This window comes from Thiogranum sp. (assembly GCF_058323355.1).
The window spans coordinates 1-26995 of sequence record NZ_JBTTIO010000027.1; the positions used below are offsets into that span (position 1 = coordinate 1).

Below are 26995 nucleotides of genomic sequence, written 5' to 3' on the forward strand. Positions count from 1 at the left end.
CAGGCGTCCTGGTTGGGAAGGGGTATTTTCCAGATAGCACCGGCCGGGCTTGCCTGTATTTCTGTGGAAACATCGGAGTAAATTCTTTCTGCATCCGGAATGATTACGCCACGCTTCTGTTCCTGCCTCGCAGCATATGCCTGATTCGTCAGCCCCAGAGCGAGACACAACGTAACCAGTACGACTATACCTCTGGCCCGCCAGTTTTCGGGATACCCGGTCATCACACCTTCCGCTTCAAATCATCAACGCTGTCTGAACATATCACAAATCGTAAACAACTAGAGGCCCGTATGGGCCTCTAGTTGCAATCTCTCAACTTTCCGTTACAGATCAGCGCAACAGCACATTCTTGTAGATGAAGGTCACCTGCAAGCCAATTCGCTGATCTATCTGCTCCAGCACTGCGTTACCGTTGGTCAGGTAGGGATTAACACGATCATCGGCATCAAAATCCCTCCATTGATATGTCAAGGTTGCACGTGCTTTCTTGTGGAAGAAATACTCGCCCGTCAGGGTCCATGTCTTCCACATGACTTCCCTGAACTTGTTGCCTCTGTTCCGGTTGAACTCGTCGTAGCGGAGATTGATCGTCGTTCGTTTGCGGAGACCGAGATATTTGTGGATGTCATGGCCAACATCGACAAACCAGCCGGTGTTTTCGCTGTTTGGCGAATACAGGATGCTGTCAAAACCACCAACCGCATCATTTACGTCTGCTGATGGAGAATGTGCACCGTCAAACGTCAGACCGCGCTGCTTCTGCCACTCTGCCTCAAAACGGAACTGCCCAAGGTTGGCGAACGGTTTATCGAAATACTCGATACCGAAGCCATAGTATTGCTGCTTCTCGTCTTTCTGGAAACCGTTCTTGCAGACCCGGTTACCGCAACTCAGATTGGCTGCAGTCAGATTAAAAGGATTAGCATCGCCACCCGCCGGTCCGACAGGGAGGTTATCCGGTCTTCCATCGCCATCAATGTCATTATTGAAGAGAACATTGGTGTCCTGAAACCAGCCATACACCTGAATGTCATGCCGACGCGGACCACGCGTATCGTCCAGCAATTTTGCCAGCGAAAGCCAGGCGTACTTCTTGTAATTGCCATCCCGGTTCAGCTCGCCGATCGCATCACCGTTGCCCAGACCTAACGAATAGGTGAATTCCAGCGGACCGCCACCGAACATGGGGTCCTTGAATTCAGTCCAGTCGAAAAGCTCTATACCCACATCACGTGCGCCGTTGGCACTCGTCTCGGCTTCCGGCCAGTTATGCACACCGTTATCGGTCACGAAACGACCAATGGCATGTGCAAAAGTCGCTTCCGGCATGAAAATATGCACGCGGCGTCCCGGAGTGGACTGAGACAACGCCTGCGAGGTCTGCGAAAACAGGAACTGGCCCACGCGAAGCCTGACACCCAGATTCTGCAAACCATTTTCATCCGTACCACGCGACAACTGGTTGAACGTAATAGAAGCGTCCAGCAGCTTTGCGCCACCGTCTGATCGCGTTATGCCGTTCTGTCCCCACTCTGTGAGAATAAAATAGTCGATGTCATTGCTGATCGGGATCATGGTGCCGCGAATACCGATTCGTGCACGTCTCATGTAGAAACTTGACCGCGATGTACGATCCGGTGGGATCGTGCCCGGTACCTGCTTGTCGTCATTAGCGGCCGCAAAGCCACCGATACCACCCTTGATATCATCACTGAAATCAGCGGCGTATGTCGGCTGCAGGAAGCCCCATACCTGCAAGGTATGGGAGATACCGCCCGGTTCCGTGCCTCGCAGCTTGAACCAGTTGGCGGCCTGTGTGGTCGTAGCGCCCAGTGCCAGCATCAATGCGAGTCCGGCGGGAACGACCTTGTGTAAAGGTTGGAGTGTCTTCAGCATAATACCCCTCCAGGTGGTGGTATTTGTTCGTCTTTAATTTATTGAGTCGTTTTTGCTTCAAGCGATTTTCTGTCAGGGCCTGATGTACACCCAGCCGGCTTCCTGCAATTCTGTCAATCTCACCACACCGCCGGGTACTACCCTGGCGACTTTATTGAGACTCGGCAAATCCCTGCCCATCGCTGTCATGGTATTGGCGCAAGCTGTAAAGGTGATGCCCTGCTCCGCCAGCCGCTCGATGCGTTTCGCATAGGCGTTCTCCTTAAACAGGGCCCTCAACCCGGGACCGTAGGCCACGATTTCAATCATGACTTTATCCGGGCCATAGAAATTTGCCAGGTTCTGGGCATTATTCAGCACCAGCTTTTGTGCAAACGCATCACCGCTGGAGATGTGGAAAACGATAAAATGCTCGGCAAAGGGCTTCTCATCCGGTGCCTCCGGAACCTTTGTTATCCGCGCAGGATGAAAAAGATCCGGCGATGCGGCCGGCTTTTTGTCCAAACGCTCTGCGGCAACCGGGGCAGCTCCGAAAATGGCAATGGCAAGACTGATCGCGCTCAGGGAGCGACATAAATTGAGCTTCATGTGAGATTCCTCCACCTCTCTGCTGGTTTTCGCTTAAGTAGAGACAGGTGGACAACAAAATATTCCCGTTTTGAATAAAATTTGTCGTAAAACCAATCTTCACAAAGTCTTTGAATGGCAGAAAAAGCCCACCAACAGGGGCAAATAGTCGCCCGCTAGCACCTGCGGCGTTACTATGCAGAAGGAATCGGCACCCGGGAGAACCCGGTTCTTCACACAAGGCCATAAAAAATGCGCTTACAGGTGAAATAAAAGGGGATTGTGTTGCATCTGAAGAATATGGGTCTGATTAGCTGCATAAATAAATGTGTGTCGATGCGCCCGCGCATTGCCGCTTCCCGTGAACGCCTGTACCGGGTCGCGCTGGCGTGGTGTGGCGACAGCATGCTGGCTGACGACCTGGTGCAGGAAACCCTGTCGCTGGCGCTTCAGAAAGTCCACCAGCTGCGTGACAAGGAGCGTTTGAACGCCTGGTTGTACAGCATTCTCAATAATTGCTGGAAACAGTACCTGCGCAGCCGCCGTCCACACGAAGACCTGGACGATGAACGGCCCTGCGACAAACCCGGCCCGGACCTGATGATCGACCGGCTGGAAATTGTCAGCCGGGTGAGGCTTGCCGTTGCAGCACTTCCGCTGGAACAACGCCGGGTACTGGCGCTGGTAGATCTGGAAGGTTTTTCCTATAACGACGTCTCGGAGATTCTGGAAATCCCCGCGGGCACCGTGATGAGCCGATTGCACCGGGCACGTAAAGGTCTGGTCAAGCTGCTCGATACAGATGAAGTATCGTCGGCCGAACCGGTCGGCCCGTCGCTGAGAAGGGTGAAGTGAGCGCGATGATGAATGAACACTGGGATGATGCGACTCTGACCGCATACATCGATGGAGAACTTGAAGCCGCACAGCAAAACGCCGTGCTGGCTGCCATGGAGCAGGACAAGGAACTATCGCAACGCATCTGCAGCCTGCGACGCACCAAGGACTGGATGCGTACCGGTTTCGGTTCCGCCATGCCGCCGCAACAACATGAACTGCCACGGCGCAAGGCGCCCTGGCATGTACTGCGCAGCGGGGTAGCCGCCTCACTCATAGCGCTCGCGATTGGTGTTGGCGGTGGCTTACTCGGCTACGTGTGCGCGGATCGCGGCACCACGACACTGGCAGAAGTCAGTGACCCTGACCGGATTGTGCTGCATATAGACGATTCCGACCCGGAGCATTTTGGACTGCTGCTCGACTACACGGAAAATTTTTTGCAGGAACACCGTGAAAAAGGCGTCCAGGTTGAAGTCGTCGCCAACTCCGGCGGCCTGGACCTGCTGCGTATCGGTAAATCGCCCTACGAACAGCGGGTGAGAGCGCTCACTGAGAAATACAATAACCTGCAATTCATCGCCTGCATGAATGCTATCCGCAATATCGAGCGAGCCGGTGGCGACGTTACACTCATCAATGATGTGCATTCCGGCGAGACGGCGGTTGACCACATCGTCAAGCGTTTGCAACAGGGCTGGACCTACAGGAAAGTCGATTCGCTCTCTGATATCTGACACATTTTTATTGAAACTCCTCCAGATTTTACCCCGCTTCGGCGGGGTTTTTATTTCCCGACACAAAACCCCGAGAAAATCTCACCCAGCAAATCGTCGCTGGAAAATTCACCGGTGATGGCTGACAGGTGCTGTTGGGCAAGGCGCAGTTCCTCGGCCAGTAGTTCTGCACCCGTATCCAGACAAGCCGTAGCGGCTTCCAGGTGCCGGGCTGCGCGCTGTAATGCGTCCAGGTGTCGGCGGCGTGCGCTGAAGCCACCGGCCGGCGTCGCCCGGTAGCCCATCAACTGTTTCAGGTGGCCACGTAACGCGCCCATTCCTTCCCCGCTGCGGGTGCTGAGCGCCAGGGCGGTTGTGTTGTTGTCGCTCACGGTCCCGCCGCGACGGCCGGTCAGGTCGATCTTGCTGTAAACCCTGGTGTGAGGCAGCTTTTCCGGCAAGCGTTCGAGGATCTGCCGGTCTTCCTCACGAAAACCCTGCTGATCATCGATGACCAGCAACACCCGGTCGGCCTGTTCAATCTGGTGCCAGGCGCGGCGTATGCCTTCCTGCTCAACGGGGTCATTACTGTCATGCAGGCCAGCTGTATCGATGATGTGCAGGGGCATACCGTCAATCTGGATATGTTCACGCAGCACATCACGCGTGGTGCCTGCGACCTCGGTGACAATGGCCGCTTCGCGACCGGCCAGCGCATTCATCAGGCTGGATTTGCCGGCATTGGGCCGGCCGGCAATCACCAGCGTCATACCATCGCGCAGCAATTGTCCCTGTCGGGCCTGTTTCCCGACTTCCGCCAGTTGTTCACGGACCACCTTCAATTGTGTCTGAACCTGTCCATCGCTGAGAAAATCAATTTCCTCGTCCGGGAAATCGATAGCCGCTTCGACGTAGGTTCGAAGACCGGTCAGTACATCGACCAGACGGTGGACATGCCGGGAAAACTCACCTTGCAGGGAGCGGGTGGCGGCGCGCACCGCCTGCTCGGTGTCGCTGTCGATCAGGTCTGCAATCGCCTCGGCCTGGGCCAGGTCAAGTTTGTCGTTGAGAAATGCGCGTTCGGAAAATTCCCCCGGACGGGCGGCGCGCGCACCCAGCGAAAGCAGCCGGGCAAGCAGCATATCCAGCACCACCGGACCACCATGGGCGTGCAGTTCCACTACGTGTTCGCCGGTAAAGGATCCGGGGGCCGGGAAATTCAGTACCAGACCTTCATCAATCTGTTCACCGGCGCTGTCGCGAAACACCCGCAATTCAGCCATACGTGGAACGGGCAGGGGACCGGCAATCTGTTCAGCAATACGCGGCGCATCAGCGCCGGACAATCTGAGGATACCCACACCACCACGCCCCGGCGCCGTGGCGATGGCGGCTATGGTGTCAGCGGGTGCCTGTTGCATAGCCTGGCCAGGTTCAGGACTCTCCCCTTTCAACCCGTTTGGTAATGACATACTGCTGGGCGATGGACAGTGTGTTGTTGACGACCCAGTACAGCACCAGTCCGGACGGGAAGAAGGCGAAGAACACGGTGAACACCACCGGCAGAATCATCATCACCTTGGCCTGGATAGGATCCATCGGCGCCGGGTTGAGCTTTTGCTGAATGAGCATGGTGACACCCATCAGCAACGGCAGGATGAAATACGGATCGGCAGAAGACAGGTCCTGCAACCACAGCATGAACGGTGCCTGGCGCATCTCCACGCTTTCCAGCAATACCCAGTACAGGGCGATAAACACCGGGATCTGTACCAGTACAGGCAGGCAACCGCCCAGCGGGTTGACCTTTTCCTTCTTGTACATCTCCATCATGGCCTGATTGAGTTTCTGCTTGTCGTCGCCGTAGCGCTCCTTGAGCGCTTTCATGCGCGGTGCCAGTTTGCGCATGTTGGCCATGGAGCGGTAACTGGTTTCAGACAGCTTGAAGAAAAGGCCCTTGATGATCATGGTAAGAAAAATGATCGACCAGCCCCAGTTGCCCACCAGCGCATGGATCTTTTCCAGCAACCAGAAAATCGGTTGTGCCAGCAGGGTGAGCTTGCCGTAATCAACCGTCAGCTCCAGGCCCGGTGCCACGTCGGCCATCATGTGCTGGAGTTTCGGCCCGGCAAATAACTGCACACTGGTACTGACCTGTTCGCCGGGTGCCACGGTCAGACTCGCATCGGAGAAACCGATCAGGTAACGCTGGTTCCCCAGGGCGCGGCTGTAGTAGTGTGCGGTTACCTCGGGATCGGGAACCAGCGCTGCCAGAAAATAGTGCTGCAACATGGCCGCCCAGCCGCCCTTTATCTCGCGACTGAGATTTTCATCTTCCATATCGTCAAAACTGATCTTCTCGTACTTTTCTTCCGGGCTGTAGATGACACCACCGGTATAGGTGTAGAGGAAACGCGAGGTATGCTGCAAGGGTGTGCGCTGCAACTGATAATAGGGACGTGCGCTCCAGCTGGTGTCGCTGTTGTTTACAACATCGAAGCCCAGCTCCACCACATAACTGCCACGCCGGAAGCGGTAGATTTTGGTGACCTGCACACCGGCCTCGTTTGACCAGTGCAGGGGCACTTCGATGACATCCGCGCCGTCGGTCAGCTGGTAGCGGGTCTGCTCTGAGGTGAACATGGCGTGGTGATTGGGTTCTGCGTCGGTTTTTCCGGTACGCAACCCGCTCTGGGCGATAAACAATTGCGCGTCCCCGCGCTCCAGCAAGCGGAACGGCGGACTGTCAGGTTCGCGGGTCTCCGGATACTGCAACAGATCAACTTCGACCAGCTCACCACCACGGGTATCGATAAGCGCGCGATAAGTATCCGTCAGCACCTCGATCAACTGGCCTGTCGGCAGTGAAGCGGGGCTTGCATCAGGCAGGGCATCCGCAGCCTTCTGCCCGGTAATTTCGCTGCTGGGCATATCATTGGCGACAGACTGCGGCACTTCACCATCAACACTGTTTTTGTTTTCAGCAGCACCTTCCACAGCTTGCTGTTGAGGTGCCGGTCCATAATCGTCCATCCAGGTCTGCCACAGCAGCAGAATGATGAAAGACAGGGCGATAGCGAGAAGTACGCGTGGATTATCCATGGGAATGAGTCGTTTTTTGTTTGCTTGAATGCTTGCACAGGGTTGACGGCACAGGGTCTACACCACCTTCGCGCCAGGGGTGACAGGAACCGATCCGTCGCAGCGCCAGCCAGCCACCACGAAAAACGCCAAAGCGTTCGATCGCGGTCAGCGAATAGCTTGAACAGCTTGGTGTAAACCGGCAGTGGTTTCCCAGCCAGGGACTGACGATGAGGCGATAAACCTTAATGAGTATCAGAATCAGCTTGCGCATGAGAAGCGATTTTACGCCAGTGCGTTTCCAGTGAACGGAAAATTTTTTTGTTGCTGCACGCGCTGATGCCGGCGCGCACCAGTACCACCAGGTCAACATTATCCATTTCGGAACGATTGAGACGAAAGCTTTCCCGTATCAGGCGCTTGATACGATTGCGCCTGACCGCGTTGCCGGCATTTTTTATCGACACAACAGTACCAAGTCGCGGGTGGCCCAGGTCGTTGTATTTTGCAAGCACGGTGATATATCGATCACTGACCTTGATGTCGCAATGCCGGAAGACACGCTGGAAACCGGCGGCTGTGAGCAGGCGGTACGCAGCGGGATAGGTGGCGCTGGCGCCTGTCAAGGTGACCGGTCAGACAGAAAGGCGCGCGCGACCTTTTGCACGGCGGGCCTTGATGACAAGACGGCCGTTCTTGGTGCGCATACGGGCACGGAAACCGTGTGTACGCTTGCGCTTCAGGTTGCTAGGCTGGAATGTTCTCTTCATGGCGCAAACCGTTCCCAAAAAAGGTTAAAGGCCCGATTACGACGGGCCAAATCAGGCCGCGCAGGTTACTGGCTTACCCCCCGCGCTGTCAACCACCGCGCGATAATTTTATCTTCCACCGGGTTGTGGATAAGTCAACGTGGTGGCGTTAGACTGATCGGCCCCGCTCATCCCGGTAACGACAAAAACAGGACTATCCCCTTGCAAGGTACACTCTGGCAACAATGTCTGTCACAGCTCGAAAACGAGTTGCCCGAACAACAGTTTAACACCTGGATACGGCCCCTTCATGCCATCGAGAACGGCGAAAACCTGACCTTACTGGCGCCAAACCGTTTCGTACTGGACTGGGTTAACGAGCATTTTCTGGAACATATCCAGAAAGCCGTCGATTCCCGCCCGAATGCCGAAACCATCGCCGTTCAACTGGGAATCGGTTCCGTCAAAGCACCGGTGGTGGAAAAAAAAGCGGCCCAACCTGTTGCCGTGGAACGGCGCGGCGAAACCCGCGAACTGCCCAGTGGAAATCTCAACAACACGTTTAATTTCGATACGTTTGTCGAAGGCAAATCCAACCAGCTGGCTCGCGCCGCTTCCATTCAGGTCGCCGAAAATCCAGGCACGGCTTATAACCCCCTGTTCATTTACGGCGGGGTGGGGCTGGGCAAGACACACCTCATGCACGCGGTCGGCAATATGATCGTCAATCAGCGACCCGGTGCTAAAGTGGTTTATCTGCATTCCGAGCGCTTCGTTGCCGACATGGTCAAGGCGTTGCAACACAACGCCATGAATGAGTTCAAACGCTACTACCGTACCGTCGATGCACTGTTGATCGATGACATCCAGTTTTTTGCCGGCAAGGAACGTTCTCAGGAAGAATTTTTCCATACATTCAATGCGTTACTCGAAGGCCAGAGTCAGATCATTATGACCTGTGACCGTTACCCGAAAGAGATCAAGGGCCTGGAGGAACGCCTTAAATCCCGTTTTGGCTGGGGGCTTACCGTTGCCATTGAACCCCCCGAACTGGAAACACGGGTCGCCATCCTGGTCAACAAGGCGGCACAGGCTCATATCGACCTGCCTAGCGACGTCGCCTTTTTCGTGGCCAAACGGATCCACTCCAACGTGCGTGAGCTGGAAGGCGCATTGAAACGCATTATCGCCAGTGCAAAATTCACCGGGCGATCCATTGACCTCAAATTTACTAAAGAAGCCTTGCGGGATCTGCTAGCCTTGCAGGATAAACTGGTTTCAATCGACAATATCCAGAAGACCGTTGCAGAGTATTACAAAATACGCGTCGCTGACCTGCACTCGGCCAGTCGTACCCGCTCGGTGACCCGGCCGCGGCAGATTGCCATGGCACTGGCAAAGGAATTGACGAACCACAGCCTGCCCGAAATCGGCCAGGCTTTCGGTGGACGCGACCATACAACGGTATTACACGCCTGCCGCAAGGTCAGCGAATTGAAAGATGCGGACATGCGCATTGCCGAGGACTATAGCAACCTGTGGAGAATACTCACAACATGATGTGGATAACCGGTGCATGGTCTTGTCATCTGAAAGTTATCCGATATTATCCACAGGAACCCCACAGTCACCGAGCCTGCTTTTGAACACCGATTTCAGGATGTAACAACATGAAACTGCTGTATAAAGTACATGTTATCAACCGATCTTACTGCCCTTAACAACAGTAACCTGTATTATAAAAAGGATAGTTAATTAATGAAATTCACGATAGACCGAGAGTCTTTCCTGAAACCCCTGCAACAGGTTATCGGTGTTGTCGAAAGACGCCAGACACTACCTGTGCTGGGCAATCTCCTGATCAATGCAAGTGGTGACCGGCTCAAACTGACAGCGACAGACCTGGAGGTGGAAATCCAGGCGGAAACTTCAGCGGACATCAGTGAGGAGGGTGAAATTACCCTGCCTGCGCGTAAACTGATTGATATCTGCAAGGCCCTTCCGGAAAACGCCAGCATCCAGCTATCGATCAAGGAACAGAAAGCCCAGATCCGTTCCGGAAAAAGCCGCTTTACCCTTTCGACGCTACCCGCAGCTGACTTTCCCCTCGTTGAAAAAATTAACGGTGATTCAAGATTTACGCTGTCACAGGGTGAATTGAAAGAAGTCATCGATCGAACCCAGTTCTCGATGGCCCAGCAGGACGTTCGTTATTACCTGAACGGACTGATGCTGGAAATGGGCAATGGATTTTTACGTGCAGTCGCCACCGATGGTCACCGACTTGCCCTGTGCGATGTGCCGGTAGAGATCCAGACCGATAATCCGCGCCAGGTCATCGTGCCGCGCAAGGGGATACAGGAATTACAGCGACTACTGGATGACAGTGAAACATCCGTTGCCGTGGAACTGGGTGCGAACCATATTCGCCTTACTGTTGGGGATGTTTGTTTTACGTCCAAACTGGTTGATGGACGCTTTCCGGATTATGATCGCGTGGTGCCCAAAGGTGGTGACAAACTGATTGTGGCTGACCGGGAATTATTCCGCCAGGCCCTGTCCAGGACGTCTATCCTGTCAAACGAGAAGTACCGTGGTATACGCCTCAATCTTGAAAAAAATAACATAAAAATTCAAGCACATAACCCTGATCAGGAAGAAGCTGATGAGGAATTTGATGTCGACTACGAAGGTGGAGAGCTGGAAATCGGTTTTAACGTGACCTACCTGCTCGATGTACTGGCCGCGGTGCGCAGTGACAAGGTCGAATTAATACTGGGCGACTCCAACAGTAGTTGTCTGGTCAAACAGCCTGGCACGGATCAGTACCGTTACGTCGTTATGCCTATGCGGTTGTAGCAGCCACCCTGCCCCGATGCTACATCGGGGACCAGATAATGTCGCTTTTTTCACTTTCCATTGACGGGTTCCGTAATCTGGAGAAGACCCGTCTCGCTTTCTCTCCAGGACTCAACTTGTTCAGAGGAGAGAATGCGGCGGGTAAAACCAGCCTTCTCGAAGCCATCTATGTCCTGGGGCGGGCCAGTTCATTTCGTTCGAACTCTCTTGATCGGGCTATCGCTCACGGCCTTACCGGTTTTCAACTGGTTGCAAAACTTCAGCAGGAAACAGGTCGAATGATTCCTGTGGGTATAAGTCGCACACCGGGTCAACTCATGGCACGGATTGATGGTGAGCCAGTGCGCAGATTGTCTGAACTGGCGGCCCTGTTTCCGCTCCAGTGGGTCGGAGGTAATTTACACGGGCTTCTCGAAAATGGTCCACCGTTAAGAAGACAATTTCTCGATTGGGGATTGTTTCACGTGAAACCAGACTACATTCCGGTCTGGAAGCAGTTTCAAAAACTGATAAAACAGCGTAACGCGGCACTGCGATCGGCTTCTTCAGCAAGAGAGATTTCAGTATGGGACAGGGACCTGGCAAGCTGTGGCGAAGCACTGGACGCCTGGCGGAAGGAATATTTACACCAGATTGGTCGCAGTCTTGATGTGATTATGGATGATTTCATGGATACCCGTGATTCCCTTGAAATCCAGTACCGGCGCGGATGGGCGGCGGAAAAAGACTATAAAACCGTTCTTGAAGAAAGTCTGTCTACTGACAGAGAGCAGGGATTTACCAGAAACGGCCCGCAGCGGGCGGATTTCTCCCTGAAATATCGCAACAGAGCAGTGAATGAATCGCTGTCACGCGGCCAGCAAAAGCTGCTGGTGACAGGACTCAAGCTATGCCAGGCCCTGGTACTGAAAGACCAGGCCGGCAAACGCAGCCTTTTTCTGCTGGATGATCTGGGCGCAGAACTGGATAGCGCAAATCAGGCCAGAGTCATGCAACAACTCATCAACCTGGATGCACAGGTGTTTGCCACGGGCATCGAATTCCCGGAGACAGCTCACGTATCATCTTCTTCAGTCAGCATGTTTCACGTGAAACACGGCCAGGTCGAGGAAGTGGTATAATACACGTACATTTTTTGGATGAAGCACCATGGCTGATACACCCAGTTACGACTCCTCAAATATCAAGGTCCTGAAAGGGCTCGATGCGGTTCGCAAGCGCCCCGGTATGTATATCGGAGACACGGATGACGGCACGGGTCTGCACCACATGGTGTTCGAGGTCGTGGATAACTCCATCGACGAGGCACTGGCTAATTATTGCTCGGAAATTTCCGTAACATTGCATAGTGACAATTCGGTCACCATCAGCGATGACGGCCGAGGTATCCCGGTCGATATCCACCCGGAGGAAGGGCGATCAGCCGCCGAGGTTATTCTCACCGTGCTGCACGCTGGCGGTAAATTCGATGATAATTCCTACAAGGTTTCCGGTGGACTGCATGGCGTGGGTGTATCCGTCGTCAATGCGCTTTCAGAATCACTGAAGCTTACTGTAAAGCGAGACGGGCACGTCTACTTCCAGGAATACGCCCTGGGCGAGCCTCTGACGCCGTTGAAGGTCATTGGCGACACAGATACAACGGGTACGGAAATTCGTTTTAAACCCAGCGCTGAAATCTTTACCAATATCGAATTTCATTATGACATTCTTGCCAAGCGCTTGAGAGAATTGTCTTTTCTGAATTCAGGTGTGCGCATTCGGCTAACGGATGAACGAACCGACAAGCAGGATGTTTTTGAATACCAGGGCGGTATCCGGGCCTTTGTCGAGCACCTGAACCGGAAAAAAACACCCCTGCACCAGAATGTTTTTTATTTCACGGGCCAGCGTGACGGGGTCGGTGTTGAAGTGGCGATGCAGTGGAACGATTCCTACCAGGAAAATATATTCTGTTTCACCAACAATATTCCCCAGCTCGATGGTGGTACCCACCTGGCCGGTTTCCGTGCGGCACTGACACGCACACTGAACCAGTACATGGAAAAACAGGTCACCAAAAAGAACAAGGTGAATACCACGGGCGATGATGCGCGGGAAGGATTGACAGCGGTGCTGTCGGTCAAGGTTCCTGATCCGAAGTTTTCCTCGCAAACCAAGGAAAAACTGGTCTCATCCGAAGTGAAAGGCATTGTAGAGTCCACGGTATCGGAGAAACTCGAAAGCTATCTCCTTGAAAATCCAACAGATTCCAAGGCGATCATTGCAAAAATCATGGAAGCTGCGATGGCACGCGAAGCCGCGCGCAAGGCCCGTGAGATGACACGGCGCAAGGGCGCACTGGATATTGCCGGTTTGCCCGGCAAACTGGCGGATTGCCAGGAGCGTGATCCCTCACAAAGTGAATTGTACCTGGTGGAGGGTGATTCCGCCGGCGGCTCTGCCAAGCAGGGCAGGGATCGGCGCACCCAGGCGATTCTGCCGCTGAAAGGCAAAATCCTCAATGTGGAGAAAGCGCGCTTCGACAAGATGCTGTCGTCTGCCGAGGTCGGCACGCTGATCACTGCACTGGGCTGCGGGATTGGCCGCGATGAATTCAATATTGAGAAGCTGCGTTATCATCGCATCATCATTATGACCGATGCGGACGTCGACGGTTCACATATCCGCACCTTGTTGTTGACCTTTTTCTATCGCCAGATGCCGGAGTTGATCGAGAACGGCTACGTCTACATTGCTCAGCCACCGCTTTATAAAACAAAAAAAGGCAAGCAAGAACAATATGTTAAGGATGATACCGCGTTGCAGGAATATCTCCTGCAGGCAGCACTCGACAAAGCCAGTCTGTTTGTCAGCAAGGACGCGCCGGCGCTGACCGGCCCGGGTCTGGAAAGTCTCGCCAGGCAGTTCCTGTCAGTCACCGCATCAATCGAGCGTTTGTCGCGTCGCTACAACCCGGTTGTGCTGGAGCGCATGTTGTACATGCCGGCACTCGAGGAAGTTGACCTGCACAATGTGGCAAAGATTGAGGAATGGTGCCGCGAGCTGGAAAGTCGAATCAACAGCCAGCAGAAAGCCGGCGAGCGCTTTGAAATCGGCGTGACGCGGGATGAGGATCGTGAACAGTTCACCATAGCGGTCAAGCGACTGACGCATGGCATTACAGCCAGCGAGCAAAAGATCCCCAGCGAATTTTTTGCCAGTGCCGAATACGGCCGCATCGTCGCACTGGGTGAACAACTCAATGATCTGCTGGGCGAAGGCGCCTGTGTGCAGCGTGGTGAAAAACGGCAACCTATCGACAGCTTCAAACAGGCTATCGACTGGTTGATGGAAGAGGCCAAACGCGGACAGCACATCCAGCGCTATAAAGGACTTGGTGAAATGAACCCGGACCAGCTCTGGGAAACGACCATGAACCCGGAGACACGCCGTATGCTGCAGGTGCAAATTGAAGATGCTGTTGCGGCAGATGAAATCTTCACTACGCTGATGGGTGACCAGGTTGAACCGCGTCGTGAATTCATCGAGAAAAATGCACTGACCGCCTCTAACCTCGACGTCTAGTCAGTTACCCTGTGCTCGTGCGAGTCCAGCGTTGTAATACGCGCCATTTCTGATTCAATCCAGTTCTCTGCTTCCTTCAGGATCTGCTGCGCTGTTTTTCCCTGCGCAGAAATGGCCGGGCCGATCCGAACCTGTATTACGCCGGGCTTCTTGATAAATTGTCGGCGTGGCCAGTACTCGCCGGCGTTATGTGCAACAGGATAGATCGGGTAACCGGTACGCTCAGCCAGTACAGCGCCACCGATACGATAACGACCGTGTTTGCCTGGCGCTATGCGTGTACCTTCCGGAAAGATAATGACCCAGCGTCCACTGTCGAGACGTTGCTGCCCCTGTTCAACCAGCTGGTCCACGGCTTTGCGACCGGCGCCTCGATTGAGCGCGATAGGTTCCATCATGTATGCGCCCCAACCAAAGAACGGCAGCCACAGCAACTCCCGCTTGATCACCCAGGTTTGTGGTGTGAACCAGAAATTGAGTGTCAGTGTTTCCCAGGTGGACTGATGCTTGGAAAACACGATACCGGCCGTGTGTTTGATATTTTCCAGGCCTTCTACTTCATAGTAAAGCTTGCAGGTTACGCCCAGCCACCAGATGGTCAGCCTTGACCAGGCATGTGTGAGCGCAAAGCGTTTTTCAAAAGGGAAAGGAAAACTGAGCAACAACAGGGGGGCGAATAATACTGTAATGGAGGCAAAAAAAATCCAGAACACAAACGAGCGTAAATAGAGAACGGGTTTCGAGGGAAGCGGAGTATTCATTTTGTGTGTGGCGTTGGTCGCGGTGACAGTGAACAGCTTAACCCATATCCCTGAACTCGGAGACCCGGATTCGACCATTAACCATCCGCGACTCACGTAACATCAGCTTTTCCATTTTTTTCCAGAAGGCTTCCCTGAGATCGAAGTCTGCAGCGATCGCTGTGCCAAGCAGCAGGATAAAAAGATCGGCGACTTCTTCTGACAGGCTGTCAACAGCTTTTCCCTTGGTGACACAGGATGATATTTCACCAAGTTCTTCAGCCATCAGCGCAACACGGTAGGTCATGTCTTCTCCACCGGTATTGCGGAAGTCATGTTTATCGTGAAAGGCCTGAACCGCATCGAGCATGGCCTGGTAGGAGTCGCTGTGTTGCATAAGCTGCCTCAGTGTTGCAAGCGGGAAAGGTCGGCAACACGAAGGAACAGTGTGCCGAGTTCATTAAGTAATGCAAGCCGGTTACGGCGCAGACGATCGTCATCCACCATGACCATGACCTGGTCGAAGAAAGCATCAACCGCGTCACGCAGGCCGGCGAGCTGTTGTAACGCCGGGGTATAGTTTCCCTTGTCCATTAATTCAAGAACACCGGGCTTGAGCGTGGCAAGTTGTTCAGCAAGGTGTTTTTCCGCGGCGTCTGTCAGTAGCGAGTTGTCGATGCTGTCCGGTATGGACTCCTGCGTCTTTTTGAGAATATTGGCAATACGTTTGTTGGCAGCCGCCAGTGCGGTGGCTTCCGGCAGGTCACGAAACACCTGACAGGCACGGATGCGTTTGTCGAAGTCGAGCAGGCGTGTCGGACGTGTGGCAAGCACAGCATCGACCAGATCTGAGGAAAGGCCGCTGTCCTGGTAGTAACCGCGCAGCCGGTCCATGATGTAATCAAACACATGGATTACGGCTTCACCGGCGTTTATTTCAGCGGGAAACCCTGCGGCAGATTCATTGAGTAATGTTTCGAGATCTATGTCGAGTTGGCCTTCTATACAAATTCGAACCAGCCCAAGCGCTGCGCGCCGAAGTGCGAAAGGATCCTTGTCGCCACTGGGCGGCTGGGCAATGGCAAAAATACCAACCAGGCTGTCGAGACGGTCGGCCATTGCCAGTGCCTGTCCGGTGGCAGTCTGTGGCAGGCTGTCTCCGGCAAAACGCGGGTGATAATGTTCCTCGATGGCGCTGGCAACGGCTTCCGGCTCACCATCGTGCGTAGCGTAGTAGCGCCCCATAATGCCCTGAAGTTCCGGGAACTCGTACACCATACTGGTCAGCAGATCACATTTACTCAAGCGCGCCGCACGCTCTGCGTACGCCGGGTCGCCGCCTATCAATGTTACAACGGTGGCAGCGAGACGAGCCATGCGTTCCTGCTTGTCGAACAATGTACCGAGTTTTTTCTGGAACACCATGTTGCGCAGACCGTGGGCCCGTTCCGACAGGGGTTTTTTGCGGTCCTGGTTCCAGAAGAAAGCGGCATCGGACAGGCGTGGACGAATCACGCGCTCGTTACCTGCACGAATCTGTTCCACGTCACGGCTTTCGATATTGGCAACCGTGATGAAGCAGGGTAACAGCTTGCCCTCTTCCGTTACCACGGGAAAGTATTTCTGGTGATCCTGCATGCTGGATATCAGGGCTTCCGAAGGTACTTCAAGAAAGGCTTCATCAAACCTGCCATCAATGGCAACCGGCCATTCAACCAGTGAACAGACTTCGTCGAGCAGGTTTTCATCAATTAATGCCTTGCCACCCAGTTTTTCACCACATGCAATAACCTGCTTGCGTACGCTATCGCGTCGAGCGCGGTAATCTACCAGGACATAGCCCTGTTCACGCAGTAACGTGACATAGTCGTCCGCGTTTGCCAGCGCAAGGGCTTGCGGGTGATGAAAGCGATGCCCGCGGGTTTCACGACCGGCAGGTATGCCCAGTACGCGTGCGGAGATGACTTCCTCGCCGAACAACAGCACAATCCAGTGGACCGGGCGCACGAATTCCTCATCGCGGTCGCCCCATCGCATACGTTTAGGTATCGGCAGACCGGCCAGCGCCTGTTCAACCATGCCGGGAACAAGCTCGGTGGTCGACTTTCCTTTTTCCACGGCACGAAACGACAACCAGCTGCCTTTAGGGGTCTCCAGTTGATCGAGTTGCTCAACTTCGACACCACAGCTTTTTGCAAAGCCCGTTGCAGCTTTTGTCGGGCAACCTTCGTCATCAAAGGCAGCGGCAAGCGCAGGACCGCGGCGAACGATTTCACGATCCTGTTGTGCAACGGGTAACGCACGAATGAGCAGTGCAAGACGGCGCGGTGCGGCATAGGGTTGAATGCCCTCGAATCCCAGGCCGGCCTCATCAAGCGCCCGCGACATTCCATCGGCAAATGCATCAGACAAACGCCGTAATGCTTTCGGTGGTAATTCCTCGGTACCGATTTCAACCAGCAGATTGCGTGTCTCTGTCATCACGAGGCCTCCCCTTTCAGCATCGGGAAGCCCAGTGACTCACGACGTTCGTAGTAGCGCTGTGCGACGGCGCGAGCGAGTGAGCGAACCCGCAGAATGAAGCGCTGCCGTTCAGTAACAGATATGGCGCTGCGCGCATCCAGCAGGTTAAAGGTATGTGACGCTTTCAGCATCAGCTCATAGGCGGGTAACGGGAGGCCCGCTTCAATCAGCGTCTGGCTGTCTTTTTCACACACATCGAACCAGTGAAACAGTTCCTCCACGTTGGCGTGTTCAAAGTTGTAGGTCGACATCTCAACTTCGTTCTGGTGAAACACATCGCCGTACAGCACTTTGCCCTGCGGGCCATCCGTCCACACCAGGTCGAAAACGCTTTCAACACCCTGCAGGTACATGGCGATACGTTCCAGGCCGTAGGTGATTTCGCCACTGACCGGGCGGCAGTCCAGCCCGCCGACCTGCTGGAAATAGGTGAACTGGGTGACTTCCATACCGTTCAGCCAGATTTCCCAGCCCAGCCCCCAGGCGCCCAGGGTGGGTGACTCCCAGTTGTCTTCAACAAAGCGGATATCGTGCACCAGCGGATCGAGGCCGAGTTCGCGTAACGAGTCCAGGTAGAGTGCCTGGATGTTGTCCGGGCTGGGCTTGAGTAAAACCTGGAATTGATAATAATGTTGCAGGCGGTTCGGGTTTTCGCCATAGCGCCCGTCCGCAGGACGGCGGGACGGCTGTACGTAGGCGGTACGCCAGGGCTCGGGACCGATAGCACGTAAAAAGGTGGCCGGGTGGAAAGTCCCTGCGCCGACCTCCATATCATAGGGTTGCAGCAGCACGCAGCCCTGCCGTGACCAGAAGTCCTGTAACGCCAGGATCAGGCCCTGGAAGGTTTTGGGTGTCGTGTCGGAAGTCAAAATCGCAGGCCAGCCCTTGTCAAAAGCGCGCAGTATAGCTTGCACGGCCGCGCGGATGTAGGGCGCGCTGCAATTTGCACCAACAACCGTGTTAACCGCCTTCAAGTCAGGAAACCCATCGGCCGCTAATTTGTCTGAGGGAAAGCGAGAGAGGTGAAGGATGAAGACGCTGGTTCTCCAACCGACAGATCTGGCCCAATGGCATGCGCTGGTCGCTGAAGCGCAGCAGGCCTGTGACTGTAATCTTGAAGAAGCCCTTGAATCCTATCTGGTTTTTCTGCTGATGCGGTTTGCCGACCGGCCCGAGCTGGCACGCAAGATCATGGCGCTGGAATTTTTGCGTGCACAGCAGGCCGATGCACAGCAAGCGGGTAATTTAAGGGATGTTGGCGACCAATGCCTGCTTTTTTCCGGGCTTTTCCCGCAAATTGCTGAAAAGCGTATGGTGCGGGTAAGCTACTTCGTGAATATCGGGCGCAGCGCCTACGGCCAGCTTTCCTCACTGGTGGATCGGCACAGCGAACGGTTGTTCAGCAACCTGGCGGGCGGGTTCGTCGCTATTATGGATGTGCTGCATGCCATGCGGGGTTTGTCCGGCACCCCGGCACTGGAGCCGCTGGCTGCCGCAGAATTATGGGCGGACACGGGCAGTCGCAGTGCCTGGGATGCGGTTACCGGCTCCGGCAGCCTGCCCGCCTCGCGTCAGGATCAGCGTTCCCGCCACTGATTCCGGCCGGTTACGAAATTCCCTTTCAATCTTCGCGCTATGTCCGTCCGGGCATAGGGTACAATCCGTGCGGATTTTTACTTAATCGGTAGCGATATGACCGAACCACGCAAAGCCGTCGCGTTGATTTCCGGCGGGCTTGATTCATTACTGGCTGCCCGGGTGATGCAGGAACAGGGCATCCACGTCGAGGGCATCAATTTCTTCACCGGTTTTTGTGTGGAGGGGCACACCCACGCCATCCGCAAGAAGGACCGGGCCAAACCCAAGCGTAACAACGCGCTGTGGGTGGCCGAGCAGCTGGGCATCAAGCTGCACATTATCGATATTATCGAAGAGTACAAGGACGTGGTGCTCAACCCGAAGCACGGTTACGGCGCCAACCTGAATCCCTGTCTGGACTGCAAGATTTTCATGGTGCAGAAAGCGAAACAATGGATCGAGGCAAACGGTTTTGATTTCATCATTACCGGTGAAGTGATCGGACAGCGACCCAAGTCGCAGCGCAAGGACACCATGCCGGTCATTGCCATCGAGTCCGGCGCGGAAGACCGTTTATTGCGCCCGCTGTGCGCAAGGAACCTGCCCCCTACCCTGCCGGAGCTGGAAGGCTGGATCGATCGTGAAAAGCTGTACAATTTCGAAGGCCGTAGCCGCAAACCGCAAATGGCGCTGGCCAGTCAGTTTGGCTATGAGGAGTATGCGCAGCCGGCGGGCGGTTGCTGTTTCCTGACAGATGCCAGCTACTCACAAAAGCTGGCGGATTTGTGGAAGGCGCGCGGCGAAAGAAGATATGAATTTGACGACATTATGTTGCTCAAGGTGGGGCGTCATATCCGCCCGCGCCCCAACTTCAAATTGATCATCGGCCGCGAGGACGGGGAGAACAAATTTCTCGAAGGTTACCGTAAACAGTTTACGCACCTGTTTACCACCAGTCATAATGGCCCGCTGGTGTTACTTGATGGCGAGGCCAGCGAAGCCGACCTGCAACTGGCCGCTGAAGTCACGGCACGTTTCAGCCAGGGACGCAGCGCGGACCGGGTCGATGTCGAGATCCACCCGCTGAACGCTGACACACGGACACTGAGCGTCAAACCAACAGGCGGCAGCGCCATACCGGCAGACTGGTACCTGTGAGTCAATACGAACTCGATGTCCGGCGTATGCTGTGCCCGATGCCGGTCATACGCAGCCAGGACCGGATACAGCAGTTGCAGCCCGGCGATACGCTGGTGGTAACCTGTACCGACCCCGGTGCCAAACACGATATTCCGGCCTGGTGCCGTGTTAACGGGCATGAAGTGCTATCCATAGAAGAACAACAGGACGAAGTCGTTATTACGATTCGCGTAGGCGATGCAGACTGACATGAGTGCAACGGCAGAAGAATCCATTCATAACCCCCGTTACCGCGAAGTGCGCAAGGTTACCCTGATCGGCTCCGTCGTCGATTTGCTGCTGGGCGTTGCAAAAATTATTGTCGGCTGGATTGCGCATTCAGAAGCACTGGTCGCTGACGGGATTCATTCACTGTCCGATCTGGCGACAGATTTTGTCGTGCTGTATGCCGCCAAACACTCACACCGTGAAGCGGATGAAGATCATCCTTACGGTCACGGGCGTATTGAAACACTGGCGACTGTCGGCCTGGGTGTTGCATTGATTCTGGTTTCCGTCGGTATCGCATGGGATGCCGTGCTACGCATTAACGAACCGGATCTGCTGTTTGCACCGGGCTCACTGGCGTTGATCATTGCCTTCATTTCGATTGTTTCCAAGGAAATCATTTACCAGTACACCATGCGGGTAGCACGCAGGCTGCGCTCGAACATGCTGATGGCGAATGCCTGGCACAGCCGCAGCGATGCTATTTCATCGGTTGTGGTATTCATCGGCGTGGCAGGCGCCATGATGGGCTACCACTACCTCGACGCTGTTGCCGCTGTTGCCGTGGCGGTCATGATTGCAAAAATCGGTGTCGACCTGGTGTTGTCCAGCACCCGCGAACTGATTGATACGGCGCTGGAACCCGAGCTGGTTGAATCCATCCGTGAAGCCATTACCGGGGTGAACGGCGTGCGTGCCCTGCACATGCTGCGCACCCGCCGTAGTGGCGGACAGGCACTGGTCGATTTACACCTGCAGGTAGATCCACGCATCAGCGTGTCGGAGGGGCACCAGATTGGTGATACCGTGCGGCGGCAACTGCTGGAACGCTTCGAAGAAGTGACCGATGTGACAGTGCATATCGACCCGGAAGATGATGAAATGGAATCACCCTGCGATCATCTGCCGCTGCGCGAAGAGTTGATCAACCGCCTTCGTGAGAAATGGGCCGGGCTGACCCGTATCGACAGTGGAGACATCACCCTGCACTATTTGTCCGGCAAGCTGCAGGTGGACGTTGCACTGCCACTTTCCGTGCTGGAACAGTATGATGACCCGGCCCGGCTGGTGCAGAGTATAGAGCAGGCGGCAAAGTCATTACCGGAAGTGGACGGTGTCCAGGTCTGTTTCCGCGCCTGATGCGCCCTGATTTGAGGCATAATTATTGTGCAAGGCACGCTTTTGGTGCGCTCTCGCCAGGCTGTTGAGGGATGAGAAATCGCAACCCCCCGACTTGCCAGCAATTTTTCTCGTGGCATAATTCCTGCTCTTTGCAGGAACACTTTTTGGATTCACCGGTATTTGACCCTGTTTTCAGGTCGGAACCCGTTTTTTTGAGATCAATTCCTATTTCGGAGGAAGTCTAGATGTCCGCAACGAAGGTAAATAAACTGATGAAGGATAACGGGGTCAAATTCGTTGACCTGCGTTTCACTGACACATTGGGCAAGGAGCAGCACGTTACCGTTCCTGCCGGTGAAATCAATGCTGCCTTCTTCAAGGAAGGTAAAATGTTCGACGGCTCAAGTATCGCTGGCTGGAAAGGCATCAACGAGTCAGACATGGTGTTGATGCCGGATACCACTACCGCCGTGATGGATCCGTTTGCCGATGAGTCCACGATGAACCTGCGTTGCGACATTCTTGAGCCGGCCACCATGAAAGGCTACGAGCGTGACCCGCGTTCGCTGGCCAGGCGTGCTGAAGCCTACCTCAAGTCTACCGGCATCGCGGATACCGCCTACTTTGGTCCGGAAAACGAATTTTTCGTACTGGACGATGTTCGCTGGGGCGCCGATATGAGCGGTGCGTTCTACAAGGTTGATTCCGACGAAGCCTCCTGGAACGCTGAACGCGTTTATGAAGATGGCAACATCGGTCACCGTCCGGGCATAAAGGGCGGCTACTTTCCGGTCCCGCCGGTCGATTCACTGCACGACATGCGTTCCGCCATGTGTCTTGCCCTGGACGAAATGGGCTGCCCGACGGAAGTGCATCACCATGAAGTGGCGACGGCCGGCCAGTGTGAAATCGGTACGGTGTTCAACACCCTGGTTCGCAAGGCCGACGAAGTGCAGATCCTGAAATACGCTGTAATGAATGTGGCGCACAGTTACGGCAAGACCGCGACATTCATGCCCAAGCCACTGGTAGGCGATAACGGTAACGGCATGCACGTTCACCAGTCACTGGCCAAGAAAGGCAAGAACCTGTTCAGCGGCAAGAAGTACGGCGGCCTGTCCGACATTGCCCTGTACTACATCGGCGGTATCATCAAGCACGCCCAGGCACTGAATGCGTTTGCCAATGCCTCCACCAACTCGTATAAACGCCTCGTCCCGGGTTTCGAAGCGCCGGTCATGCTGGCCTACTCGGCACGCAACCGTTCCGCATCCATCCGTATTCCCTACGTGGCCAATCCCAAGGGCCGCCGTATCGAAGTGCGTTTCCCGGATTCCACCGCCAATCCTTACCTGGCCTTCTCCGCCATGTTGATGGCCGGCCTCGACGGTATCCAGAACAAGATCCACCCGGGCGATGCCATGGACAAGGATCTGTACGATCTGCCGCCGGAAGAAGAAGCCAGTATCCCGCAGGTCTGCTTTACGTTCGACCAGGCGCTGGACGCCCTGGACAAGGATCGCAAGTTCCTGACCGCGGGTGGTGTTTTCACTGACGATATGATCGATGGCTATATCGACCTGAAGATGGAAGAAGTGACGCGTCTGCGCATGAGCACCCATCCGGTTGAATTTGATATGTATTACAGCCTGTAACCGTACCTGACGAGCGGTACCGGAAACGCCCCCGAAAGGGGGCGTTTTTGGTTGCGCGCCTGACGGGCTGTGGGTAAGGTAGTATCAAACCACACCGTGAAAGGTGACCGATATGTATAACGTCCTGTCCACCCGAACAATATGTTTACTGGCAATCGTTTTTGCAGCCCCGGTGCCTGCCGAGGTTTATCGAACGATTGATGAAAACGGCAATGTCACCTTCAGTAATCAGGCCACGAAAGGTGCGGAACGGGTTCAGTTGAAACCCCTGTCGGTTTACACCGCGCCGACCCTGAAAGCGGTCAGCAAAAAAACGGTCAGTGTTGCGGATAAAGCTACAGCTTACGAGAGCGTGGAAATCGTTTCACCGAAACCGGATGAGACCCTGCGCAGTAATCCGGGTAACGTCACCGTGGTGGCGGCCAGCAAGCCCGCCCTCGAGAGCAGATCGGGTCACCGGTTTCAGTTTTTCCTCGACGGGAAACCGGTCGGTAAACCCCGAACTGCTGCAACCATGGATCTGCAAACGGTGGATCGTGGCGAACACAAGATCGCTGTAGCGATTGTTGATGCCAAAGGCAAGCCGTTGCTGCGCAGCAAGGAGATTCGATTCTTTGTTCATCGACAGACAGTTTTTAATCCGGCACGAAACTAGTCCTGCCCCATGCTCCGGTACGACCTGAGTCCTCATGCCTGATATTCAGGTACTTTCCCTATTGATAACTGTTCAGCCGGCACGCCATGCACTATAGTGGTGCATCGTTGGTGTGAATGTGTGCTTCATGATTGTCCTGATAACCTTCGGGTCTACTCCGGCCTGTTATGTGCCCCGGAGAAAATGATGCTATTGATTGTTATTAAAAGAATTATTTCCTTTGCGCAGCTATCTGTCAGAAATTGTCCGAAAGCGGCGTATTTTTTGCTAACTCCCATGCATGCCCATGTCAGATAAGACGCAGGAGCAGCGGTCGGCACGTTTGCTGGAGCTTCAGAGTACCGCGGTGCTGCTCATCGATAGTGAATTGACGTTGCGCTATTTGAATCCTGCGGCTGAAAACCTGTTTCAGGTCAGTCGCCGGCAAATTGTCGGGCACGCCTGGTCTGCGCTCGTTTCAGTGTCAGAAAGCATGGCTGAATATTTGACAGGTGCGCTCGACAACCAGCTTTCATTTACCGAGCGCGAACTGGAGCTGAAGGCTGTCAATGGTCAGACGATGGTCGTGGATTTTACGGTGACGGCGATCAGTCGTTCCGAGTTGCTTCTGGAAATAGTGCGCAGAGACCGCTACATACGGATTGCTCACGAAGAACAGTTGCTGATGCAGCAGCGGGCAGCACGCGAGTTACTGCGTGGTATGGCGCATGAAATAAAAAATCCGCTGGGCGGACTGAGAGGCGCAGCACAGTTACTGGAAAGCGAATTAAACGACGAGGAACAAAAAGAATACACGCAGGTCATTATGCGCGAGGCAGACCGGCTGAGAAACCTGGTGGACCGTATGCTGGGTCCAAACAATCTGCCGCACAAGCAAGTGATCAATATCCACCAGGTGCTCGAACACGTACGCAGCCTGGTGGAAGCGGAAGATAACAGGGCTGTTGAGGTGGTTCGGGAATACGACCCGAGTATTCCCGAACTGAATGCAGATTCAGAGCAGTTGATTCAGGCGGTGCTGAACCTGGTGCGCAATGCCGTGCAGTCCGGTGCAGACCGGATCATCCTGCGCAGCCGCACCCAGCGCCAGGTAACCATTGGCCAGATGCGTCACCGGCTTGCGGTGCGTATCGACATTGTAGATAACGGCAAAGGGATTGATGAGGCAATGAAGGAACAGATTTTTTATCCCATGGTAACGGGTCGTGCAGAAGGCACCGGGCTTGGTCTTTCTATCGCCCAGTCAATGGTGAACCAGCACAACGGTATAATAGAGTTTGCCAGTGAACCGGGGCACACCGTATTCACCCTGCTGTTACCACTGGAGGAAGCATGACGGACAAGGCGAGTGTATGGGTGATTGACGACGACCAGTCGATTCGCTGGGTACTCGAAAAGGCGCTGCAGAAAGCCGACATGAAGGTAAATGCCTTTTCCTCGGCCAGTGGGATTGTTGAAGCCCTGCAACATGGCCAGCCGGATGCACTGATTACCGATGTGCGTATGCCGGGTATGGGCGGGTTTGAATTACTCAATGCCATCCAGGCGGATTTCCCCGATTTGCCGGTCATAATCATCACCGCTCACTCGGACCTGGATAGTGCTGTAACGGCTTACCAGGGCGGGGCGTTTGAATACCTGCCCAAGCCTTTCGATATCGACGACGCCGTTGAACTGACGCGGCGGGCTATCGAGCAAAGTCGTATACGGACACAAAAAACCGCTACAGCAATCGCCCAGGTCGATACGGAAATTATTGGTGAAGCGCCTGCCATGCAGGAGGTATTCCGTGCCATCGGCAGGCTTTCACGGTCCAATATCACGGTACTGATCAACGGTGAGTCCGGGACCGGCAAGGAACTTGTCGCACGTGCGTTGCACCGCCACAGCCCGCGTGCAGATAAACCCTTTGTCGCACTCAATATGGCGGCCATCCCGCGCGATTTGCTGGAGTCGGAATTATTTGGCCACGAGCGCGGCGCCTTTACCGGCGCGCAAAGCCAGCGGCTGGGCCGTTTTGAACAATCGGACAAAGGGACGTTATTCCTGGACGAGATTGGCGACATGCCGGCAGAAATGCAGACGCGACTTCTACGTGTTCTGTCTGATGGAGAGTTCTACCGGGTGGGAGGCCATACGCCGGTGCGAGTCGACGTTCGAATCATTGCCGCCACACACCAGGATCTGGAACAACGGGTACGTGAGGGAAGTTTCCGCGAAGATCTGTTTCATCGCCTGAACGTGATTCGCATCCATCTGCCGGCTGTCCGCGAACGGCGGGCAGATATACCCTTGCTGATGCATCATTTCCTGCAAGCTGCTGCAACAGAATTGCGTGTGGATGCAAAGCAGTTGCTGCCGCCCGCGGAGGCTTATCTCAAACAACTGGACTGGCCTGGCAATGTGAGACAGATCGAGAACCTGTGTCGCTGGCTGACAGTCATGGCACCGGGCCAGGAAATCCGTGTCGATGACCTGCCTGTTGAACTTCGCCAGTCACCGGGCATTGAATCGACCGCTGTGCAGGGCTGGGAATCTGCACTGCGTGCCTGGGCCAGCCGTAAACTGGCTGACGGGCAGGAAGCATTACTCGACGAAGCCTTGCCGGCTTTTGAGCGTGTGATGATCGAAGCGGCGCTGGCACAGACCGGAGGCCGCAGGCAGGATGCTGCACGCTTGCTGGGCTGGGGGCGCAACACGCTGACAAGGAAGATTCGCGAGCTGGATCTTGATACCCGCCCGTAATCCAGACAATGCCGATTAAATCAGATGAATGGCACTAAGTTAAGCCTTAAATCCCGTCATTCCCTCGCAGGCGGGAATCCAGAAAGCCTGATCAAACCGCCTGGATCCCGGCCTGCGCCGGGATGACGGTGGTGATTTCGACTTAACTTAGTGTCATTCATTAAACCAGATGATTTTTCTAGAGCTGGGTGGTTTCGCTGCGCAACGCAGCACCGATAGCCAGTATGCACTCGGCAAACTGCTCGCTGTCGACGTTATTGCCAATCTTGACAAGGTCAGCGATTTCGACAGGTTT

The 26995-nt window shown here is 54.7% G+C and carries 26 protein-coding genes; 14 read left to right on the forward strand and 12 right to left on the reverse strand.

Features of this window, described 5'->3' with window-relative positions:
- The 3 genes from ACW81B_RS04425 to ACW81B_RS04435 all read right to left on the reverse strand — a co-directional run.
- Positions 1 to 224, reverse strand: a 224-nt coding sequence (locus ACW81B_RS04425; RefSeq protein WP_491579005.1) for a hypothetical protein, incomplete at its 3' end; no start/stop codon positions are given.
- Positions 225 to 333: 109 nt separating this feature from the next.
- Positions 334 to 1899, reverse strand: a complete 1566-nt coding sequence (locus ACW81B_RS04430; RefSeq protein ID WP_491579006.1) for a hypothetical protein — start codon at positions 1897 to 1899, stop codon at positions 334 to 336.
- A 72-nt stretch (positions 1900 to 1971) separates the two neighbouring features.
- On the reverse strand, positions 1972 to 2487 hold the full coding sequence (locus ACW81B_RS04435; protein WP_491579007.1) for a DsrE family protein: 516 nt from the start codon (positions 2485 to 2487) through the stop codon (positions 1972 to 1974).
- Positions 2488 to 2802: 315 nt separating this feature from the next.
- On the opposite strand from ACW81B_RS04435, the gene ACW81B_RS04440 reads away from it, so the two are divergent.
- Both ACW81B_RS04440 and ACW81B_RS04445 read left to right on the forward strand, forming a co-directional pair.
- Positions 2803 to 3321: an RNA polymerase sigma factor gene (locus tag ACW81B_RS04440; protein WP_491579008.1), complete on the forward strand. Its 519-nt coding sequence runs from the start codon at positions 2803 to 2805 to the stop codon at positions 3319 to 3321.
- 5 nt (positions 3322 to 3326) lie between these two features.
- Positions 3327 to 4040 carry a hypothetical protein gene (locus ACW81B_RS04445; protein WP_491579009.1) on the forward strand — a complete coding sequence of 238 codons (714 nt, stop codon included), beginning with the start codon at positions 3327 to 3329 and terminating at the stop codon, positions 4038 to 4040.
- A gap of 50 nt (positions 4041 to 4090) precedes the next feature.
- Here ACW81B_RS04445 and mnmE read toward each other — a convergent pair whose 3' ends face one another.
- Genes mnmE through rpmH form a run of 5 tightly spaced genes read right to left on the reverse strand, consistent with a single transcriptional unit; the run spans position 4091 to position 7870 of the window.
- Positions 4091 to 5440 carry a tRNA uridine-5-carboxymethylaminomethyl(34) synthesis GTPase MnmE gene (gene mnmE / locus ACW81B_RS04450; protein ID WP_491579010.1) on the reverse strand — a complete coding sequence of 450 codons (1350 nt, stop codon included), beginning with the start codon at positions 5438 to 5440 and terminating at the stop codon, positions 4091 to 4093.
- 13 nt (positions 5441 to 5453) lie between these two features.
- On the reverse strand, positions 5454 to 7121 hold the full coding sequence (yidC, locus tag ACW81B_RS04455; RefSeq protein ID WP_491579011.1) for a membrane protein insertase YidC: 1668 nt from the start codon (positions 7119 to 7121) through the stop codon (positions 5454 to 5456).
- Entirely contained in the window at positions 7114 to 7374 is a 261-nt protein-coding gene (gene yidD / locus ACW81B_RS04460) for a membrane protein insertion efficiency factor YidD (protein ID WP_491579012.1), read from the reverse strand. Before yidD ends, yidC begins: the two co-directional genes overlap by 8 nt.
- Entirely contained in the window at positions 7346 to 7726 is a 381-nt protein-coding gene (rnpA, locus tag ACW81B_RS04465) for a ribonuclease P protein component (protein WP_491579013.1), read from the reverse strand. The genes yidD and rnpA overlap by 29 nt, the downstream gene beginning before the upstream one ends.
- 9 nt (positions 7727 to 7735) lie before the next feature.
- On the reverse strand, positions 7736 to 7870 hold the full coding sequence (gene rpmH / locus ACW81B_RS04470; protein ID WP_132970826.1) for a 50S ribosomal protein L34: 135 nt from the start codon (positions 7868 to 7870) through the stop codon (positions 7736 to 7738).
- 201 nt (positions 7871 to 8071) lie between these two features.
- Between rpmH and dnaA the strand changes: the two genes are divergently transcribed.
- From dnaA to gyrB, 4 genes are all read left to right on the forward strand, one after another.
- Positions 8072 to 9409 (forward strand): chromosomal replication initiator protein DnaA, encoded by a 1338-nt coding sequence (dnaA, locus tag ACW81B_RS04475; RefSeq protein ID WP_491579014.1) that lies wholly within the window; start codon positions 8072 to 8074, stop codon positions 9407 to 9409.
- 198 nt (positions 9410 to 9607) lie between these two features.
- Positions 9608 to 10708: a DNA polymerase III subunit beta gene (gene dnaN, locus ACW81B_RS04480; protein WP_491579015.1), complete on the forward strand. Its 1101-nt coding sequence runs from the start codon at positions 9608 to 9610 to the stop codon at positions 10706 to 10708.
- A 38-nt stretch (positions 10709 to 10746) separates the two neighbouring features.
- Positions 10747 to 11829, forward strand: coding sequence for a DNA replication/repair protein RecF (recF, locus tag ACW81B_RS04485; protein ID WP_491579016.1), 1083 nt, complete (start codon positions 10747 to 10749; stop codon positions 11827 to 11829).
- A 28-nt stretch (positions 11830 to 11857) separates the two neighbouring features.
- Complete coding sequence (gyrB, locus tag ACW81B_RS04490) at positions 11858 to 14275, forward strand: DNA topoisomerase (ATP-hydrolyzing) subunit B (protein WP_491579017.1); 2418 nt, start codon at positions 11858 to 11860, stop codon at positions 14273 to 14275.
- Here the strand turns inward: gyrB and ACW81B_RS04495 are convergent.
- From ACW81B_RS04495 to glyQ, 4 genes are read right to left on the reverse strand one after another with little or no spacing between them, the layout of a single operon-like run.
- On the reverse strand, positions 14272 to 15036 hold the full coding sequence (locus tag ACW81B_RS04495; protein ID WP_491579018.1) for a lysophospholipid acyltransferase family protein: 765 nt from the start codon (positions 15034 to 15036) through the stop codon (positions 14272 to 14274). The two genes, gyrB and ACW81B_RS04495, sit on opposite strands and share 4 nt — an antisense overlap.
- A gap of 37 nt (positions 15037 to 15073) precedes the next feature.
- Positions 15074 to 15412, reverse strand: coding sequence for a MazG nucleotide pyrophosphohydrolase domain-containing protein (locus ACW81B_RS04500; RefSeq protein WP_491579019.1), 339 nt, complete (start codon positions 15410 to 15412; stop codon positions 15074 to 15076).
- Between the two features lie 8 nt (positions 15413 to 15420).
- Complete coding sequence (glyS, locus tag ACW81B_RS04505) at positions 15421 to 17496, reverse strand: glycine--tRNA ligase subunit beta (protein ID WP_491579020.1); 2076 nt, start codon at positions 17494 to 17496, stop codon at positions 15421 to 15423.
- Positions 17496 to 18410, reverse strand: coding sequence for a glycine--tRNA ligase subunit alpha (glyQ, locus tag ACW81B_RS04510; protein WP_491579029.1), 915 nt, complete (start codon positions 18408 to 18410; stop codon positions 17496 to 17498). The genes glyS and glyQ overlap by 1 nt, the downstream gene beginning before the upstream one ends.
- Before the next feature lie 157 nt (positions 18411 to 18567).
- Here glyQ and ACW81B_RS04515 point away from each other — a divergent pair, with 157 nt between their 5' ends.
- The 8 genes from ACW81B_RS04515 (at position 18568) to ntrC (ending at position 26700) form a co-directional block, all read left to right on the forward strand.
- Positions 18568 to 19134 (forward strand): hypothetical protein, encoded by a 567-nt coding sequence (locus ACW81B_RS04515; protein WP_491579021.1) that lies wholly within the window; start codon positions 18568 to 18570, stop codon positions 19132 to 19134.
- 96 nt (positions 19135 to 19230) lie between these two features.
- Positions 19231 to 20274 carry a tRNA (5-methylaminomethyl-2-thiouridylate)-methyltransferase gene (locus ACW81B_RS04520; protein WP_491579022.1) on the forward strand — a complete coding sequence of 348 codons (1044 nt, stop codon included), beginning with the start codon at positions 19231 to 19233 and terminating at the stop codon, positions 20272 to 20274.
- Positions 20271 to 20504: a sulfurtransferase TusA family protein gene (locus tag ACW81B_RS04525; protein WP_491579023.1), complete on the forward strand. Its 234-nt coding sequence runs from the start codon at positions 20271 to 20273 to the stop codon at positions 20502 to 20504. Before ACW81B_RS04520 ends, ACW81B_RS04525 begins: the two co-directional genes overlap by 4 nt.
- Position 20505: 1 nt before the next feature.
- Entirely contained in the window at positions 20506 to 21663 is a 1158-nt protein-coding gene (locus ACW81B_RS04530) for a cation diffusion facilitator family transporter (protein ID WP_491579024.1), read from the forward strand.
- Between the two features lie 227 nt (positions 21664 to 21890).
- Positions 21891 to 23300, forward strand: a complete 1410-nt coding sequence (gene glnA / locus ACW81B_RS04535; RefSeq protein WP_491579025.1) for a glutamate--ammonia ligase — start codon at positions 21891 to 21893, stop codon at positions 23298 to 23300.
- 112 nt (positions 23301 to 23412) lie between these two features.
- A complete protein-coding gene (locus tag ACW81B_RS04540) occupies positions 23413 to 23955 on the forward strand; it encodes a DUF4124 domain-containing protein (protein WP_491579026.1) in 543 nt (180 codons plus the stop codon).
- Positions 23956 to 24241: 286 nt separating this feature from the next.
- Positions 24242 to 25291, forward strand: coding sequence for a nitrogen regulation protein NR(II) (gene glnL / locus ACW81B_RS04545; RefSeq protein WP_491579027.1), 1050 nt, complete (start codon positions 24242 to 24244; stop codon positions 25289 to 25291).
- Positions 25288 to 26700 (forward strand): nitrogen regulation protein NR(I), encoded by a 1413-nt coding sequence (gene ntrC / locus ACW81B_RS04550; protein WP_491579028.1) that lies wholly within the window; start codon positions 25288 to 25290, stop codon positions 26698 to 26700. Before glnL ends, ntrC begins: the two co-directional genes overlap by 4 nt.
- Positions 26701 to 26995 lie beyond the last annotated feature (295 nt).